General features: G+C 31.2%; 9 protein-coding genes. 2 read left to right on the top strand and 7 right to left on the bottom strand.

Annotation, left to right across the window (positions count from 1 at the left end; translation table 4 throughout):
* Positions 1 to 6 precede the first annotated feature (6 nt).
* Positions 7 to 339 carry a ribonuclease P protein component gene (rnpA, locus tag ACWXVV_RS00660; protein WP_438341521.1) on the top strand — a complete coding sequence of 111 codons (333 nt, stop codon included), beginning with the start codon at positions 7 to 9 and terminating at the stop codon, positions 337 to 339.
* Complete coding sequence (gene yidC, locus ACWXVV_RS00665; protein WP_438341520.1) at positions 308 to 2,344, top strand: membrane protein insertase YidC; 2,037 nt, start codon at positions 308 to 310, stop codon at positions 2,342 to 2,344. Before rnpA ends, yidC begins: the two co-directional genes overlap by 32 nt.
* A 152-nt stretch (positions 2,345 to 2,496) precedes the next feature.
* Here yidC and ACWXVV_RS00670 read toward each other — a convergent pair whose 3' ends face one another.
* The 7 genes from ACWXVV_RS00670 to ACWXVV_RS00700 form a co-directional block, all read right to left on the bottom strand.
* A complete protein-coding gene (locus ACWXVV_RS00670) occupies positions 2,497 to 3,720 on the bottom strand; it encodes an MIP family Ig-specific serine endopeptidase (protein WP_438341519.1) in 1,224 nt (407 codons plus the stop codon).
* Positions 3,672 to 5,051, bottom strand: coding sequence for a hypothetical protein (locus tag ACWXVV_RS00675; protein WP_455984596.1), 1,380 nt, complete (start codon positions 5,049 to 5,051; stop codon positions 3,672 to 3,674). Before ACWXVV_RS00675 ends, ACWXVV_RS00670 begins: the two co-directional genes overlap by 49 nt.
* A gap of 47 nt (positions 5,052 to 5,098) precedes the next feature.
* A complete protein-coding gene (gene ftsH / locus ACWXVV_RS00680; protein WP_438341517.1) occupies positions 5,099 to 7,381 on the bottom strand; it encodes an ATP-dependent zinc metalloprotease FtsH in 2,283 nt (760 codons plus the stop codon).
* Between the two features lie 57 nt (positions 7,382 to 7,438).
* A complete protein-coding gene (gene tilS, locus ACWXVV_RS00685; protein WP_438341516.1) occupies positions 7,439 to 8,314 on the bottom strand; it encodes a tRNA lysidine(34) synthetase TilS in 876 nt (291 codons plus the stop codon).
* On the bottom strand, positions 8,307 to 8,861 hold the full coding sequence (gene pth / locus ACWXVV_RS00690; RefSeq protein ID WP_455967644.1) for an aminoacyl-tRNA hydrolase: 555 nt from the start codon (positions 8,859 to 8,861) through the stop codon (positions 8,307 to 8,309). Before pth ends, tilS begins: the two co-directional genes overlap by 8 nt.
* Before the next feature lie 9 nt (positions 8,862 to 8,870).
* The gene (locus ACWXVV_RS00695; protein WP_455984595.1) at positions 8,871 to 11,048 is read right to left on the bottom strand and encodes an ATP-dependent DNA helicase; all 2,178 of its coding nucleotides are present in this window, start codon (positions 11,046 to 11,048) and stop codon (positions 8,871 to 8,873) included.
* A gap of 85 nt (positions 11,049 to 11,133) precedes the next feature.
* Entirely contained in the window at positions 11,134 to 19,599 is an 8,466-nt protein-coding gene (locus ACWXVV_RS00700; RefSeq protein WP_456012448.1) for a hypothetical protein, read from the bottom strand.
* Position 19,600: the final 1 nt, after the last annotated feature.

Raw genomic sequence — 19,600 nt, forward strand, 5'->3', positions numbered from 1 at the left:
TTAACAATGAATAAAAAACACGTTGTTAAGAAAAATTGAGAGTTCCAAAAAATAATTGATGGCAAGAAGCAGTTTGTTTCTCGCTATGTAATCGTTTATTATGAAAAATGACCTACATTTCAAGTTGGAATCTCTATTCCCAAAGCTTTTGCAAATGCTTGCACTCGTAACAAATATAAAAATCAAATACGACAAATTGTTCGTAAAAGCGATTTTTTTAATATCAGTGCTCGCAGTGTCATCATTGTAAGAAAAGATTTTTTTACAATCGATTTCGCTAAAAAAGAATTGGAAATAAAAAAACTATATGAAAGGATTCGTAGTGTCGTACAAAAATAGATCTAAACATTACGACTTCTTTAGCCCTAAATCAAAACAAGGAGCAAATACACCTGAGGGTCGGAAAAATATCCTGAAAAAGATTTGAAAATGAATCAAGATTTTACTAATTATTTTCGTAATCGGAACAGGACTTGCTGGCTGTGTGCAATCGTTTGTTCTTCGTTCACCAGTTAAAATCGGAACAGGTTTTGAAATGTACGGTGCGAAAGAAGAAGTTTCGCCTAACGTAGCACCTCTACGTTACAACGACAATACTGGTACTTTTGAAAACGTCAACACTGGCGGATTCACAAATGGTAACCCTTATGTTTGAAAAGAAGATAAGCAAGAACTAGAAGCTATCAAAAACCAAATCAATAACAACGGTGGAAAATATGGTGAAAAATACACACGTAACCTTGCTTTCCAATTGCGTGATAGTAGTAATGCTTTAATTAACAACTCAGATGCTAATAAGGGTGTAGTTTATAACAATGGCACAAACTACATGGTTCTGTCTTATGGACAAACCAATAAAGATGGAAGTGTGTCAAACGCCATTACAAGCTACGACTATGTAACAAAACTAGAAGACATTTATTTCTTTGACTTTGCTATTACAAGTCTTCCAAAAACAAATAACTCAACTGATGCTACAACTAACAATAATTCAGAAGCAACAACAAATGATCAAGTTAGTGATAAATACAAACTGGCAATCAGTAGTTTCTCAGTGCTACCGGCATACAGTAACGCCAACGGTAATGCACTAATTAAGTTCTACCGTGACATGTACCAAGCATTTATTAACGAAGGTAGTGAACAATTCAAAAAACACTATGACAAACAAGATCTTAATGATGCAAGCTTGTATGTTGATAAAGAAAAAACAACAACATACTGACAAAAAATAGCTTCAGAATCAGGATTGACTGAAGAACAATTGCAAAATGCTTCAGCGCTTGATGTTATCAATGCATTTATCTTGAATTTCAAAAATAACAAACAAAATGTTGAAGTAGATGAAGCATATTACAAAACCATTAGTAAACTTAGAGAAATTTCAATTAACAATTTCAGAACTTATGGGTCATACACAGGATACAGATTATTAACAAACAAAACTGATAAAAATGGTGCTAATTTAGTTGGTTACACATTGCTAGATAATTACAATAACTATGTAAATCCTAGCCAATTGCTAAGTGGACTAGTTGGAGAAGCACAACGCCCTATTGCTACATATGGAGATTATTGATCATACGGACCATTCTATGGAATCTTCGTTTGACCTATCTTCAAAATGTTAGTGGGTATGATGCGGGCAATGGATAGTATTGGTGGTTGATCATTCATTATTGCAATTATTATTACTATTATTGTTACTCGTCTAATCACAATTCTATTGTCATACAAGAGTATTCTTGCTTCAACAAAACAAACAGAATTAAATGCTAAAAAAGCAAAAATCGAAGCAAAATATGCACCTTACAAAGGTGACAAACAAATGGAACAAAAAAAACGGATGGAAATTAACGAAATGTATAAAAAGAACAAAGCCAATCCGTTTACCGCTTTAATTAGCTCATTTATAACGTTACCTATTCTTTTGGTTATGTTTAGGGTTATTCAAGGGTCTCCTGATATTAAAAGCACAGTGTTCCTTGGTTTAGATCTAACTGCAACTTCTTGAAGAAATTTAGTATACAATCGCGAATTCGGTTACTTACCGGTTATATTGATTTCAGTTGTAATTCAATTATTCGCTCAACTTTTACCAAGAATATTGAATCGAAAAAAAGATAAGTTACGTACTAATGCTGTTGAAAGAGAAGCGTTTAAGAAATCTAACCGTACTCAAACAATTATTACAATAGTATTCGTTGGTTTTGGAGTTATCTTCCAGGCTGGACTTCAAATTTACTGAATCTTTACTGGTATTTGACAAATATGTCAAACATTGGCAGTTTATAAATTAGAAAGAACCTCATTCTATAAAACGAAAATCTTGCCAAGATTATAAAGTATGATAAAAAGCACGCTCTTAACTGACGCGTGCTTTTATTCATATCAAATTAGAGAAATGTTTCAAATATATTTATGTTTAAAAAAGTTATTTTAAACACACTAACATTATATTACTTCACTGATTTAAAGTCAAGTACATAAGTGAATCTATTTAAAAAGTTTCGTCTTGTAATTGCTTCCATATTTAGCAATTAGCTGTTCACGATAAGAATTTGTTTGGTGTGGATATTTTTGTTTGTCTGTGCCATCTATTAAATTAAAAGCATAGGCAATTCCATTTTCAGTATATATGTCTTTTTGTTGTGTAAAAGGTTGCACTATATTAAGTGAATACTTACTCATTGTACCATCATCATTTTGCAAATCATATCAGCCTTGATTACCGTAAATTAAACCAATAGGCATCATTTGTGCATTCAATACCATCCCACCGCTGACTCCACCTACTGGGCCTACTTTTTGATAAATACCATACGAAAGTCCATAGTACAGCGATTTAGCGCTTTCATTAAACTTAGCACCGTGACTTGCAATTGGTTGATTGTGAAACAGGGATTGAACTGTAAAAATGCTCTTAGTAACCCCATCTTCTTTATTGACATTATTTGTTGCTAAATATTGATTAGGTACTGAAGCTAAAAATTTTCATTCAATACCATTCACTAAAGGAAACCCAGCTCAATACACATTATCAGTAGATGAATTATATTGATAACCATGTAAGTATTTTTTCACAAGTGCTGACTGTGATTTTGCTTGTTGTTCGCTTGTAGGTAATGCAGATTCGAAGGTTTTTGTAACATTACCTGATTTTTTTATGTCATTGACAGTGGAATAATCTAAGCTCAATAACTTGTCGGTTTTAGTTGCATTGATCAAAGTATCTACGTCTGGATTTATGTCAAAATTGTTAACAATTCTCAACAATTTTCTCCTGAATTCAAGAGCATCTTGTTTTGTGGTCTTATATTTTATAGCACTCAATTCATTAAGATCAACAGTTCATTCAATAACAGCGAAATCAGCATAATGATAGGGATTTTGATTGTAATCCATAGCAGTTGAATCCATAAAGTTTTGAGCTAAGAAGAAAATTCTTGGTCAATTATCCTTTGGTAAATTTAGTAAATACGATGGTGTGTTAGATGAAGAATTATCTTTTCAATTTTTAGGACTTAGCAATCTAATATTTGTTATTGTATTGGTTCTTTTTAATTGCTGATACTCTTTAAAATCTTTGTCTCCTTGATAAAGTTCCAAGGCAACATGATAATTGGTGGCAAAGTAAAATGTGTATTTAGAATCAGTTAATTTTTTATAGTCTAAAACTCATACTGTTCCGGCGTGTTTGTTCCGTCTTGAAAATCTCACATTAATGAAAAACTTTGATCAACAATCTTTCGCACGTATTGTTCATTAGTTCAATTTACAGGCCTATTTTCGCTTGTTTCTTGATACTGTTTTTCTTCTGGATGTTGTTTAAAAAATTCAACTGCATCAAAAGTTTGTTCTTCAGAATTTGCTTCCGAATCAGTGTTATTTTGTTTTTTGAAATTTTCTATTTGCTTGTTTAGTTCTAATATTTTTGCTTCCAGATCCAAATTCTTTTGTTGAATTTGATTGTAGTCTTTAAGTTTTTCTTCTAGAGAAGATATAGCATCCTGATTTTGAGTAATAGTTTGTTGTAAAGACTTAATATTTTCACCTTGTTGCTTGTTAGTTTGTTGTAACAAGTTTAACTGATTTTGCAAGTTTTTATTTTGTTCTTGAATAGTGTTTATTTGATTTTGATACTGAGTGATTTGAGTATTCAATTGAGTGGATAATGAGTCTTTTTCAGTCTTTAGCTGTGTGAGTTTCTGCTGCAGATCACTAATCTGTTTTAAATAGTTAGAATCTTTTGTCTTTAATGCTTCTAACTCTTGCTTTGCTTTTAATATCTCTTTATCCTTCGTGTTAACTTGTTCTATAAGTGTTTGAATGGTAAATTTCAATTGTGCAATCTGTGCATTTTCATCGTTTTCGTTTGAATGTTTTGTTTCTTCTAATTGTTTTTTAAGAATTTCAATTAATTGGTCTTTATTTTTAATTTCAGTATTCAAATCAATAATTTGTGTATTTAAACGTAAAGAAAGAGCGTTATTTTCAATGTTTTTGGCGCTAATTTGTTTTTTTAATTCTGAAATTAGTTCATCTTTGTGTTTTAGGATCTTATTAAGATTGTCTACCTGGGCCTTTAACAATTGAATGTCTTTGTTATCAGTGTGAGACTCACTCGTTGAAGAAGTTTTTTTAACATCATCCAAGTCATCTTTAAGCTGTTCAATTTCTTTATCTTTTAACAAAATTTTGGCTTTTAAATCATCAATTGTACTTTGATAACTTTGAATTTTTAGGCCGCTTTTATCCTCGTTATCTTTAAGTTTTTCTTGAGCTGTTATGAGATTATTTTTATATTCATTCACTAACTTGTTTAAATCGCTAATTTTGATCAAAAGATTACTTTTTTCAGTTTCGTTAGTTGCAAGTTTTTTGCTAAGTGAAATGGTTTGATTTTTTAAGTCTTGAATTTGTTTTTCAAGTATATTTATATTGTTTTGTTTTTTATTATTTTGATTTATTAAAACACCACAGGCAATAGATGTGGGAATAATTGCGGATGCTAATAACGCTAAAACTGACAAAAAGATTTTTTTCTTCATTAGTATATTAATTGTATTAAAAAAGCCAGCTTAAAGCTGACTTTGGACTAATTATTAGAGTCTTTTTTATTTTCTTTGTCTTGTTGAGCTTTTTTTCTTCTTTCAAGAATTGCTTTTTCACGAGGTGTCAAATTGTTTTCATCCAAGACTTTTTCTTCTTTTTTAGATTCAGATGATTTCTTTGAAAACATTGAAAAATCTAAAACGTCATTTGAAACTTTTAGTTGTCCTACTACTGCAGGAGCTGAGTCTTCAGCTTTTTCTTCAACCTTAGTTTCTTGTTGTGGTTTTGCCTCTTCTTTGCTTGGTTGTGTTGCTAATGAAACTAACTCTTCAAATGAAGGCTCATCATCATTTTTAACATCATAATGTTCTTTATCTTTTAGAACTTCCTCAGGCAATGACATATGTTTTTCAATATATTCAATTTCTTCTGCAACAATAGTTTCTTTAATAATTAGAGCTTGTTTAATTAATTCTAATAATTCGCGATTTTGAGAAATGATTTCTTCAGCTTTTCTTTCTGCTTCAGTAATGATGTGTCTAATTGCTAAGTCAATTTCTTGCGCCACTTTAGAACCAAATGAAGCACTTTTAGCATAGTCACGCCCTAAGAATGGGTTAGAACTATCTTCTTCATATTTGATAGGTCCTAATTCACTCATACCTCACTCAGTAACCATACGACGAGCAATTTGAGTTGCACGAGAAATATCATCACTAGCACCTGTTGAAACATTGTCGGCACCGTAAATTATCTTCTCTGCTGCTCTTCCACCCATGTATGAAGTTATCACAGCAATTAAGTCGTGTTTAGACATATTGTATTTTTCTTCTTCAGGCATCATCAAGTTGTAACCACCAGCATTTCCACGAGGAATGATGGTAATTTTTTGAACTTTGTTTCCGCCTTTCATTTTTAGCCCAACAACAGCGTGCCCGGCTTCGTGATAGGCAACTGCAATGTTTTCATCTTTTGAAATTGTTCTTGATTTTTTAGCAGGTCCTGCCATTACTCTATCGATTGCTTCATCAATTTGATCCAGAGTAATAACTGAAGAATTTTCTCTAACACTTAGTAACGAAGCCTCATTAATAACGTTTTCTAATTGTGCTCCACTAAAACCTGGGGTACGTTTTGCAACTTTAGCAAAACTTACGTTTTTATCCACTCTTTTTCCGCGAGCATGTAGTTTTAGAATTGCTTCACGCTCTTTAACGTCTGGTAATCCTACAGTGATGGTTCTGTCGAAACGTCCAGGACGCAATAGTGCAGGATCTAAAACGTCAGTACGGTTTGTTGCTGCCATAATCAGCACACCACTATTTTCTGTAATACCGTCCATTTCAACTAGCAATTGGTTAAGAGTTTGCTCTCTTTCATCATGTCCTCCACCAATACCAGCTCCACGTGTACGACCAACTGCATCTAGCTCATCGATGAAAATGATAGCCGGTGCATATTTTCTTGCTTCACGGAACATTTCTCTAACTCTTCTTGCTCCCATTCCAACAAATAGTTCAACGAAACTTGAAGCAGAGATAAAGAAGAAAGGCACATTAGCTTCTCCAGCAGTTGCTTTTGCAAGTAAAGTTTTTCCTGTTCCTGGAGGACCTCCTAATAAAATACCTTTAGGAATTCTTGCTCCCGCAGCAGTATATTTCTTAGGATTTTTAAGGAAATCGACAAGTTCCATAACTTCTTCTTTTGCTTCTTCATTTCCAGCAATATCACTAAATTTAGTTTTTGAATGAATTCTGATAGCTTGACTTTTTGAAGCATTTGCCCCCAAGCCACCACTTTGTCCTTGTCTCATCATTAAGAACATGATTAGACCAAAGAATAAGACATAAATGATGATTGGTAATAGAAGACGAATTCATGAAACAAATCCGTTTTCTCTTGGTACTTCAACTGATTTAAATGAACCTATAACAGTTTTTCCATCTTTTACATAAGATAAAGCATCAGTTCAGATTGCATTGTTTACTGGGTATAGTTCATATAAACTCTTCATCTGATTTGACGAAGCATAAACATAACCATTCAATGCTGATCCATTGTTTACATATTCAAAAGCTATTTGATTTGTAAATGGATTATCGCTAATCGAAGTAAAGTAGATGTTATCTGATGTACTTGCAGACGCATCTTTTAAGGCTTGTTGGAATGTGTTGAGATCAATTGCAGTAGCATTTGTTCTTCTTAAAACACTAACAACAACGATTCCGATAATAATTGCAACAAGAACTAAAATAACTATTGCTCATTTAGTTGCTTTTGAGCGGAAGAAACCATTTTTTTTCGGTTTGTTGTTTTGGTTATCCATTACTCTCCTTTCAAATTATTAATAAAATTATATGTGTTTTTATTCAAAATAAGTCTTTTACTTGATTACTAAGATGTTGTTTTTCTTCGCTAAAAAGATATCATTTGCCAATTTGTATTGCTTTGCACCATTTTTTGCTTCAATAAATTGTCAAATTGAATTCATTTTTTTGTTGCTGATATTAATTGAACCAAAATGAATAGTTAGAAAAAGATATAGTACTTCATTTTTATTTTTAATAGCTTTTAAAACTTCAGGACGACAAGAGAAAAGATTGCTTTCTCAATATTTGTATTGTCTTTTTACTTTTAAATTACTAATACTTTTTAGTAAATTTATGAATCTAAATTTTCAAAAAATCAATTGCTTATAGAAATAAGATTTTGACTTTAATTGATTGCGAATTTTGTTTCTTTCATAAATATCTAAATCGTTAGTATAGTCTAAAGCATAAGGAATTTTCTTGCTTGCTAATTTCTTTAAAATTTGTTTTTTGCTAAGTTTATAAATAAATGGACGATAAACATTCATCCCATTTATATAAGTATGTTTTTTGATTCCGAAAAAAATTTTTTTTCGTTTTTGTTGTTTTTGCAGCAAACAAGTTTCAATAAAGTCGTCTTTGTGGTGGGCAACTACTAGCTGATAACAATTTTCTCGCTCATAAATTGTTTTAAAGAACTCATAACGAATTTTTCTAGCATGATCTTGGAAGTTGCTAACTTTTTCTTCTTTTTCATTAACATTTAGAACTTCAAGTTTTAAATTGTATTTTTTGCAAAAATCACGCACAACCTGTTCATCAATGTCGCTATCAACACGTTTGTGGTAGTTGACGCAAGCAACAATAACATTTGGTTCTTTGCGATACTTGTAAGCAAGTAACATTGAATCAGGACCACCACTGACTGCAAGCAAAATGTTTTTAGTCATTATTCTCTGTGTTAAATTGCGTTATTGCAAAGCGAATATCATTAAAAATGCATGTTTCTAATACTTGTGCTGATTTTTCCATCACTTGTCTTACTATTTTGTCTTGTTCAGGACTAAAACGATTAAGAACATAATTTTTTAGATTACCAATTGGTCTTCCAATTCCAATCTTTAATCTCTTAATTTCTTTTGTTCCTAACTTTTGAATTATGTCATCTAAACCGTTGTGTCCACCAGCCGAACCTGAAGTTTTAATTACTGCCTTTCCTACTGCGTGATCCATATCATCATAGACAACAATCAAGTCATCTATGTTAATTTTGTAAAATTGCATTAAAGCTTTAACAAAGTCCCCACTGCTGTTCATAAAAGTTAGTGGTTTAGCAAGAATGTAATCATCAGTTTTACTATATTCTCCTTTAAATTTTTCACGAAAAGCAGGAGCTTGTAATCTTGAAGCTAGAATATCGATAACATCAAAACCAACATTGTGGCGTGTGTGTTCATATTCTTTGCCAGGGTTGCCTAAACCAACAATAAGTTTCATGTTACCTCCTTATAATTTTTGTCACAACAATTTGATTGATGTGTCTCTTTTTGAGTCGTTGTCATTTTGAATTCCAAATTCTAGTGCACTTTGTTCACCATAAATAATTGAAAGTTCTTTTGCTCGTGTTATCGCAGTATAAATCAGTTTCTTGGATAGCAATCTTTTGGCTTCGCTAAATAAAACTGTCAGTACAACATCACATTCTGAACCTTGATATTTATGCACGCTAGTGCAATAAGCCAGCATAGTTTTGTTTTTAAACTCAGAAGGAGTATAAGCTATTGTTTTTCCATCTTCAAAAACTACGTATACAAATAAAACATTACCTTCTTCGTTAGCTTTGGAATAACTAATTCTATCGACATAGCCAATTTCACCATTGAAAACATTTTTTTGCACATCATTTTCTAAATTAATGACTTTATCATTTAGAAAAACTTTTCTTCCATTTACATTGTGCTCTTTTTTGTTTTCATGCTGCGATCAGAAATTTTGTAATTTTTCATTTAAGTTATCTATTCCGACTGGAAAATCATAAATCGGTGAAAGGATAGCAATTTGTTTCTTGTTAAAACCTTGAGAAATCAATCTTTTTACTTCATCAATAATTTGGTCTGTTAAGTTTAAACGTTGTGTTGGTATAAATTTTGAACGTTGTTGAGAAAACAACGGCAAAAGACCCTGATTTATTTGCTTTGCATCATCAATGATGGCCAAGTTTTCTTTCTGACGATAATTTTTTTCTAGATAGATAGTTTTAAAAATATTGTTCTCAATAAAATCACTAATCAAGTTACCAGGACCTATTGCTGGTAATTGATCGCAATCGCCTACTAGAATAATTTTTTGTAAACTGTTGTTCTTTATTCCTTTTAGTAAGTGATAAAAAATTGTATTTGAAACCATTGAAAACTCATCAATGATTAGAACTTTGATGTCTAAAGCATTATTTTCATTAACATAGAATTTTTGTGCGTCTGTATCTCATTTCAAAAGTGAGTGAATAGTTGAAGCACGTACAGTGTTTTTTTTATTAAGATTAATGGTTGCCCTTCCGGTTGGGGTTACAACAGCTATGTCATCTTCATGGTATAAAGTCATTAACTTGCGAATTATTTCAGTTGTTACAACTGTTTTTCCGGTTCCTGGGGCTCCAGTAATTAGTGATAATGGGTTATTAAGTGCTTCTTGAACTGCATTTGTTTGAATGCTATCAAGATATGATGATGAGTAACTCACTTTTTTTACATTAGCATTATTAGCAATGTATTTTAATCTTCTAACAATGTAAGTTTCTTGTTCGAACAATTCCCGCGGTTCTAAGATGTTATAGTTTCCGCGTTTAATTTTTAAAATGTGTTTATTTTGTTCTAGAGTATCAACTACTTTTTTAAAATCTGCAGGGGTTAAAACAATATTCTTTGCTTCTAATTCAGTTCATATTTTTGACTCAAAAACTCTTGTATTTCCTGAACTAAAACAAAAATCAAGAATTAAATCATAGATTAAAGCCATAGTTTTTCAGAAAGCATCATTTTTGTCTAATTTTGATGCTATTTTTTCAACGTCCTTGAACTTCGCTTCTGCCATGTCAAAGTAAAGTTGTCAAGGATTTGAACCATATAAATCAAAAAAGCTGTTGCTTTTGCAATGTTTCACTAAATTTGAGTAAAAGTTGTCGCTAAGCCCACATTCATATAAGAAAAGTTTAAGCTTGATGTTGTCTTGTGAAGAAGTTAAATCTGTTTTTAATAACTCAAAAGTTTCTCTTGAAATATTAAGATCTTTTTCTGAAACCAAGTTTTGCTTAATTTTTTCTAACACGTCTATACCCAAGCTGTCCACAATTTCCTTGGCCTTTGTTGCTCCTATTGATTTATAAACATTCGAAGATAACAACTTTATCACGTTTTGATAATCGGCATTTGTTAACTTTTCCATTTTCATAACTAGATAAGTGTCTTTGTAACGCGCGTTATTAGCGTTCATCAAGTCTAGTTTATAAATGGAGTTAAACTCAAAATCGACATTCGAAGTATTGATAGAAATGCTACGAAATCTGTTTAAAACAAAGCTGGGGCTTGTTTTAACTTGTTCATCAACTACAAAACTTGAAATTCTAAAGGTATTATCTTTAGAAACGAATATATCTCTGACAAATCTTCCTTTTACTGTTTCACTCATAATATTTATTAATTTTACACATTTATACTGGCTTAAAACTAAAGTTTTAAGAAAAATTACCCAGCACTCAAACTGGGTAATTAGATTATCTAATCTTGAATTTAAAGAATTTTGTTCCTGAGTTAAAGATAAGTGGTTTTTGTGTTAGATCTGATGTTGTGGTTGTTTGAGTTGGGTTATCACTTGATGATCAAATCAATTTTCCTCTTCCACTCGCTTTGTATATTTTAGCAAATGCATCTGATGAGATGAAGTCATCATCTTTTAAATAACCTTTACCATATCCACTTGTTGTAATTGTTGAATTGTTGTTAGGTACAACACTTCCTGTATCTACATTGCTTGCATACTTATTTAAAACATTGGCAGCAATATTGATAATTCATTTTTCTGGTGCAACTTGTCAAATTTGAGTGCCTGGTGTTCCACCAGTATATGAAATAGTGTAAGGGGTATAGTTTGAAGATAAACTTGGATTTACTGAATCATGGAACGATGGATCTTTGTAATAACTTTGTGTTTCCATTCAACTATTGTATAAATACATCTTGTTATCTGATTCATTGTATTCAAACTTGAATTTGTATAAATAAACAGTAGCAGCAGGCATTGTGTATTGATTTTGGTACACAGAAATACCAGCTTTTGTAGGCGCATATGCCTTTCCTTGACCAACTAGATCACCATATTCACTAGAATTGGCAGCAGCTGATGCAGTTGGCCCAGAAACTAATGTACCAGGTACAACTTCCACTAGAACTATTTCCTTATTGGTATCATCGGCATTTATCACAATCATTTGGTTAGCTAAATCTTGATAAATAACTGAGAAGCCAGCTCTTTCGTAATTTAGAACAGGTGAGTTCAAGAATTCAATTTTCATGTTTTCAATGTCAGTATTGCTTGGTTTAAACATCACTAAAGCATTATTATTTTCTTTTTGAACTACTTGGTTTTTATCTAAATCGGAATTATTTGCTTTCAATGTATTTTTGAAAGCTTCGAACATTTTGTTTTCATATTGTTCTTTGGTTAAACCGGTTGCTCAACCAGCATCATTAACATCTAATAGAGCAACTTTTGATTGATAACCAGTGTTTTCACCTTGGAAAATTAACTCGCTACTTCCATCTGAAACTTGAGCTCAATCTACTGAATTAAATGATACTGTGACATCATCAAAACTCATTTCACCTGTTTTGACACCGTTTGTGTAAACATCGTACGGACCACTTCCTGTGATGATTGAAAGACTTTCAATGTTTTTGAACTCAGTTAAATTGTTTGGAGTGTATTCGAATTTTAATCTTAATGTTGCTTTTTTAATGGTCTCTGTATCTTGAGAAGGATCTACTTTGTACCATGAACCGTCTTCTCATTTTAATATTTTTAATCTAACGTTTGTTGAATCGAAAAACGTTAAACCACCAAGACTACTCAAAGATGAGAATTTTTCAAACAAATCAGTAAATGAAGTTGCATTTGTTACATCTATCTCATTCGAGTTTTCCCCGGCTAAACTAGACAAAATTGCACCGAATTTGGTCCGCGTTGTTGTACTTTTAGGTACAACATGTTTGTAGTCCACATTATTGTAACCATTTTGAGGCGCTTCATAACGACCACCATATAAATATAAATTAGTGAATAAATCAGTTATAAATTTTGAAGGAAGCTTAGTAAAATCATAAACTTTATCAATTAGTTTCTTCAATGCAAAAGTGGGACTAGAATCTTCGGGAACAACATTTAAATTACTTTCAACGTCACTGAAAGTATTTGCGTTTACAGTTTCACTATTGTAATTATTTAATATTTCTTTTCATCCTTGCAGATTTGCATTTAACTTATTTTTTGCTATGTCTTGTCATGTAGAGTCAGAGCCAAGAACCTCTCTAATTAAGTTATCAAAAACATGCTCATTATTATAAATAGTGTTGGCTTTTGACTTAATTGCTGCGACAAATGAATAATATGAATTTAATGTTTCATTCATTGAACTGGCTTCTTGTGCAAAGATGCTGTCATAATCAAATTTCGACAAGTCTTGAGTTGCAGAATAGGTTGAACTTAATTCAGAATATTTTGGTAAGAATTCGCTAACAAAAATATTTTTAGCATCGGTCATTTCTAATTTGGTGAAAATATCGTTTGTTCCTGTTTCTAAAATATATTTCATACCAAATTCACTATCTTTCTCAATAAGAAATGCTTTAAGTTTATCAAATAGTCCAGTTAAATCACTCTTAACAAGTGTGTGCAGTTTTTGATTCACATTGTTTGCTAATTGAGTAGGAAAATCTCCTAACTGTCATCAATAGTCTCTACTTTGTTTGAATCAAGTACTGAAATCCTGATTTTCTGATAAACCTAACGCTAAGTAATTATCAATATTAAATGTTTGGTTTGAATGTTGAGATGCTTGCGAAGCTAATGAATTCATTTGAGTGTAAATATCATTTCCAGCATAACTTCTAATTGTTGTGTCTAGGAAATCATTCTTAGTTTCATCAGCAGTTTTTATTGCATTATCTAAACGACTTTTTATAAAGTCATAAGCTTTAACAATAGCTACTGAATAAGTTTCGAGTGCTGTGTGAATTCTCTTATTAACTTCATCAATAGGGTTTGAGTCAGCTGGTATTTCCTGATTTAACAAATCTAAAGTTTTAGCGTCAAAATCAGAATCTAAAATCTGTGAAAAATCAGCATATTTTGTTTGCTCGCTATTGTCAATTTGTTCTTGAATTTTATTTTTTAATCAAGTGATTTTTTCTTTAACTTTATCAATATCAGATTTTCTTTGTTCAATAAGCTCACTTATTGCTGTATTTAGTGCTTCAACTGATTCCTTTTTATGTTGTGTTGTTCCAGATTGTAAGTTTTGGTTTGCATTTTGAACAACAGTACGCAATGCACTATATTTTGTTTTTGTATCAGAACTATCTTCATATGATTTGATACCAATATTTTCATATGATAGATACTCGTTTGCTTTGTTGATTGCCAGTTTTAAAGCAACTGTGTTTTCAAACACAAAAGGAATCGATTTTTCTGTTTCTGTTGCATTGTTCAAGTATGTATTGTAAAGATCGTCATAATCAGCAGCACTACTATTATTTGTATCTATTGAATCTAATTTGCTTCTAAATTCAGTGAATAGAGACTCTAAATATGCTTTTTCTGATTGACTTAACACTCTATCAGTATCAACTTGCGCCCTAATGATTTGGTATTTATTTAAAAGATTTAATTTAGCACTTTCACTTGCAAGCTCTTTTGTTTTTTGATTGATAGAAGCAACATCTGTTGAAACATATAAATCAATAACATCTTCTAATAGATTGCTTAGTTTTGTTTTACTACTCATTACCTCTGGATAGTTAGCTTGTACACTATCGTAGATGGTATTTGAGGCCTTAACTTGTTTTGCTAGTTTTAATAAACTTTCGAATGCATCTTCCAATTCTTGTAGTTTTTTATTGACTGCAATGTTACCGCTTTCAGCCTTCAATTGACTTAATTCTGTTGATTCAATATTTTGCTTATTAATTGCACTTAAAGAACGTGAGATGTATTTATAAAGTGTCGCAAAATCAGTCTTGAATGAATCTTGCTCTACTTTAGATGTTTTAAATGACTCAATATTTTCATTATTTGCCATTCTTGCACTGTGTAAGTCTTGAATAGCTTGTAGACTTGTTTTTAAATTATTGATTTGAGTAACAATTTTTTGTGAGTCTTTATCATCTTCGTACCGTTCGCTAGCCTTAGGTGAATTTGTTCACAATTTTGAAAGCAATAATTCAATATCAGTTGCATACCCACTGTATGTGTTTTCAGGTGCTTTTCAATCAGTAATTTGGTCTGAAACTACCTTAAGCTGTTGCATTAATTCCAAGGCTTTTTGAGCTCTTGCCTTTATTGCTGGTAAAAGCACCGAATTTTGTGTTCCGTCTGTTGCAAGTGAGTCGTTTTGAATATTATCTAATCATTTGTTAACTTGTGAAAGTTTTGTAGTTCCTGGTGTACCTTGGAATTCATAATATTTGACTCCGTTATCTTCGTTTGGTTGGCCATTAAGAACTAATTTTGCTTGTTTGATTAAATCTTCAATTTCTAAAGCTAATTCTAAATTATTTCTTGTTTCAATAATTTGTTGTTTTAGGGAATTTAACGTGTCAATGTTCATATCTTGTGGCACATAATTATTTTGTGCTTTTTCAACAAGACTTTCCAATTCTCTTTTTAGATTTAGTGCACTCAATTGTGTTGTATCTTTAGCATTTTCTAGTGTATTTTTAGCTTTTTGTACTTCTTTTGATAAATCAATAACTTTGTCTTGATTGTCTTTTAATTCTTCAATAAAATCTTGTAATTTCTTTAGCTCATCAATAGATTTTGCGTCATTGTTTTTTTGTAACAAATTGTCTAGTTGTTCTTCTAATTTTTGCTTTGTGTCAGGATCTACTTCTGTTGCATTTGAGCTTAAATCATCGTTAAGTTGTTTTTTGATTCCACTAGTTTGATCTTGAATTGCATTGAAGTTATCAGTTTTTCACTTATCGGCTTCTTTCGAAAAATCATATGCTTTTTTCAACTCTTCATATTTTTCTGGACTATCGTTGTAATCTAAGTCTCTGGTTGGATAAGACTTGGTTAAAGCAGTAGCAAGACTTGACAATGATTGTTGTTTGCTTTCTTTTTCACTTGCATCCTGAATAGCATCTCATTCTTTTAATTGTTGAGCAACATTTGATTGCAATGAAGAAAGCTTTTCGCTGTCCGAAATCTGTTGCTTATATTGATTTATTTGTTCTTCAGTCAAGTCAGCGTTTGTTAATTTATTTTTAAGATCTTCTGTAAAGGCAAGAATTTTTGCCTTTGTTGTGTCGATAGCATTTTTGGCTGGATTTTCGACATTATCTGTATTGAAGTTGTCTGAATTCGCTAAAGCTTCTAGTTTTGTTAGGCGGTTGTTTAGCTTATCTCTTTCAAAAGCATTCAACATTTCAGTTTTTAAGTTTGCTAAAGTTTCTAAATCTGTGCTTGGATCTTCTTTAGCAGCTTCATATTTAGCTTTTGCCGCATCATAAAGTGGGAAAGTATCATTTTCATTTCCGCTCACTTGTTTTAAGGCTTCAATTGCAGCATCTGTTTTGTTAACAACATTTGTGTCAATATCATCAACAGCTTGTTGTCAGTTTGTATCTATTTGTTTTTTAGCAGCTAGAATTTCAGCAATTTTGGCATCCAGTTCTTTTTTCTTGTTGTCTAATTCAGTGCTTGACAGGAAGTTAGAATCAACATAACTAGAATATTCAGCTGATAACGATTCAACCTCTGCTACTAAGTCTTCGTAAATTACTTTCTTTTTGTCATCTTGAGTAAAGATGCTATTTAAATTATCAAGTGACTCACTTAGACTTAATTTAGACTTTGCTACCTCGAAAGCAGTTTTAATATTTTTTTCTTTTTCTTGCGAGCTTTCTACTGTGTCATTTGCTAATAGAAGATTATCACTAACCACATCTTCTAACTCACTAAAAATGTTGTCATATTTATTGTTTTTGTTTGAAGTAACTCAGTCTAAAGCATCTGCTGTGGTTTTGTTTAATGAGTCTATTGCTTTTATTTTGTCTAAAGTATCTTCAAGAGAAGTTGTTGAATTTGAGTTAACTAAGCTTCCATATCAAGTATTGGTAATATTATTTTTAGCATTTTCATATTGTTTTGCAACTTCAGAATCGGAGTCAGTAGTTTTATTAGCAATCCCTTGATTATATTTAGTAATTTTATCTTTTAATAAAGCGTTGTTTGTTTCGGTCTCACGATTTTTCAACGCATCGATTTCACTCTGTAAAACACGAAGATCAGGAACTAAATCAGAGTTGATTTTGCTTACCAATGAACGAGCTTCTTCGATTTGTGCGCTATTTAGTTGTTTTGCACCATTAACGAAATCTTTAGCATCGGCATCTGATGTTACTTTTTGTTCTTCAGTCTGCAGCTTCTTAATTTCTTCTTCAATTGAATAAGTTAGAGACACAGCATCTTTTACTTTGTATATTTCTTGTAATAGACTTGCTTTATCTTCATCTGACAATTGCTTTTGTTCACTTAGCTTCTTTAAGTCAGCGGCTTTTTGAACTATTGTTTGGTATCCTGGTTGAGATTTTAATTCATCAGTGTTGTAATATTTGTCCAACTCTTGTTGAATCAAGTCTAGACCGTTTGTCAAGTCAGCACTTTGACCTGAGTCTTTTAGTGAGTTTAAAGCTGATTGTAATTGTTTTTTGAGTGATTCAATATCTTCTTTTTTAGCATTTTCATCAGCAAACAATTGTTCAGATTGTTCTTGTAATTTTTTGATGTTAGCTATTTGGTCTTTTAATTGTTCTTTTTTAAGTGGGTCTTTAGAAATGTTTTCAATTAAATCATTAATTTCTTTATTTGTAGCGTCAATGTCGTTCAAAGAATCAATGTTTTGACGATAGTTTTGAATTGATTTATTTAGCTCATCAAGTTTTTTAGTTAGATCGTCAGAAGGTTCTTGGTATCAAGATTGATAATTTAATTTGTTATATTCGTCAAGATACTTATCCAACATATCTAATTGTTTTTTAACTGCATTAGATGGTTTTCAAATTAAATCATTAGCACGGTTATATGTGATACGAGCATATTTATCCGCATCATCGTAAGCTTCTTTTAGTTCAATAGTTTTGTAGATAACCGAAGCCTGAGCAAGTTCTTTCAATCTTCTTATTAATGCATCTTTATAAATTTGAGCAGTATCAGTTGTGTCGTCTGCAATTGATTTTGTATATTCCTCTTCGATGAAATCTTCGATTTGTTTTGCTAATTCATCAGTATTTGGCTTGTTGTAAATCAATGCTAAGAATTGTGCAATTTTTGCATCAATACCGTTTAGAGATTCAATTAAAGTTTGACGATATTTTTCTTCTAAAGAAGCACTTAATGTCTTAACATCTTCAGAGCTTAAATTTTTGTTATTGAAAACTGAATCAATTTGTAAATAAATTTCTTTTAGTTTAGCTTTCAAAACATCTTTGTCATCATTAAATCAAGAAACGTTCGAATATTGTGAAATTTTGTTGTTTAAGTCTTCAATACTTTCTTTGGTATTTTTAGCAAAAAGCTGTGCTGAAACAACAGCCGCCACATCGCTGGCAACTTTATTTATTTTTTTATCAAGACTTTCAACAGTTAGATTTGCATTAACCGACTGTGTTAATTCTTGTTTTAGTAAGTTGTATTTTGCACTATCAATCAAATCTTCGTTAAAACTATCACTTAGTGATTTGTGAATGTTAGCTATTTTTTGTTCTAATAGTACTAAGTTTGAAAACTGATTTGTGTAATTTGCTTTTGACTCTATAACTTCATTGTAATTGTTGTTTTCAATAAAGTTTTTGTAGCTATCAGAATTTTTGATGTTTTCTGCGTAAGGTTTCAAGACTGAAATTTTGCTTTCTTGCGATGAAAGGTAAGAATTTCAGTTATTTTTAATTTCTTCAATACTTTTTGTTCTATCAATGGCGTGAGTTGCTGCATTTGAAGTTTCAGCAGATAACTTTTCAAAGTCATCCACACTTACACAGTTATTTAATTTATCAAGATAATTATTTGCTAAGTCAATTAATTTTTGACTTACTACAGAATTTTCAGTATTCTGAGTAGCAAAAGTCTTTAAAACATTGATGTTTTCATTGATGTTCTCTACGAAATTATCAATTTTGTCTTTGTTACTTGTGTAAAGATTTAAAACATCTTGTACTTTATTTTTTAAGATTGTTAATTCATTGTAACTATATTTTGATTCTAGCAATTTAGATTCAATTTGATTAATTAAATCATTAGCTTGATTTTTAAGAACTTTGCTTGGTAATGAATCAATTTCTTGTTTGTATTGCACTAGATAATTAGTGTCATTTGCTCCTAAAACATTATCCAAAAGTTGTGACTGACGGCTGTTTGCGTCAGTTAACATTTCACTAAAATTGTCTAGTAATTTTAGCTTATCTTCTTTTGAAATATTGTTATACCCCGAAACAAATGTGTCAATATCAGTACTAAATTGTGGATTGTTAGCATAGTAGTAAGAATAAACGCTTTGTTCTTGGATACGGTTTCTTTGTGAATAAAGAAAACTTTGTAGCTCTATTTGATTGCTTGAACTTAGGCTGTAGTCAATATTGTTTTTTAGTCAATTAATTACATTATTTAAGAAAGTATTTTGGAAATCATTGATTGCTTGAATTTTTTCTTTAAGTGTTTTAGTTTCATCTGCTCAACTACTTTCAGCTGTTGTTAATTTTTGATTTAAATCATTTTGTGATTCCTGACTAAAATTTCAAAAATCTTTGTAAGTTTGGAATTGCTCTTTTGAACGAGTAAAAGTTTTATATAAATCGCTTTGATTTTTATCAAAGTCTTGTTTGGTTAGAGCAAGTCCTACAGTTGATGCAGTTATAACAATACCCAAAACAGAACTTAATGCAAGTAGTACTTTGCTTGATTTAGTCATA

The organism is Mycoplasma sp. 3392 (genome assembly GCF_053851755.1).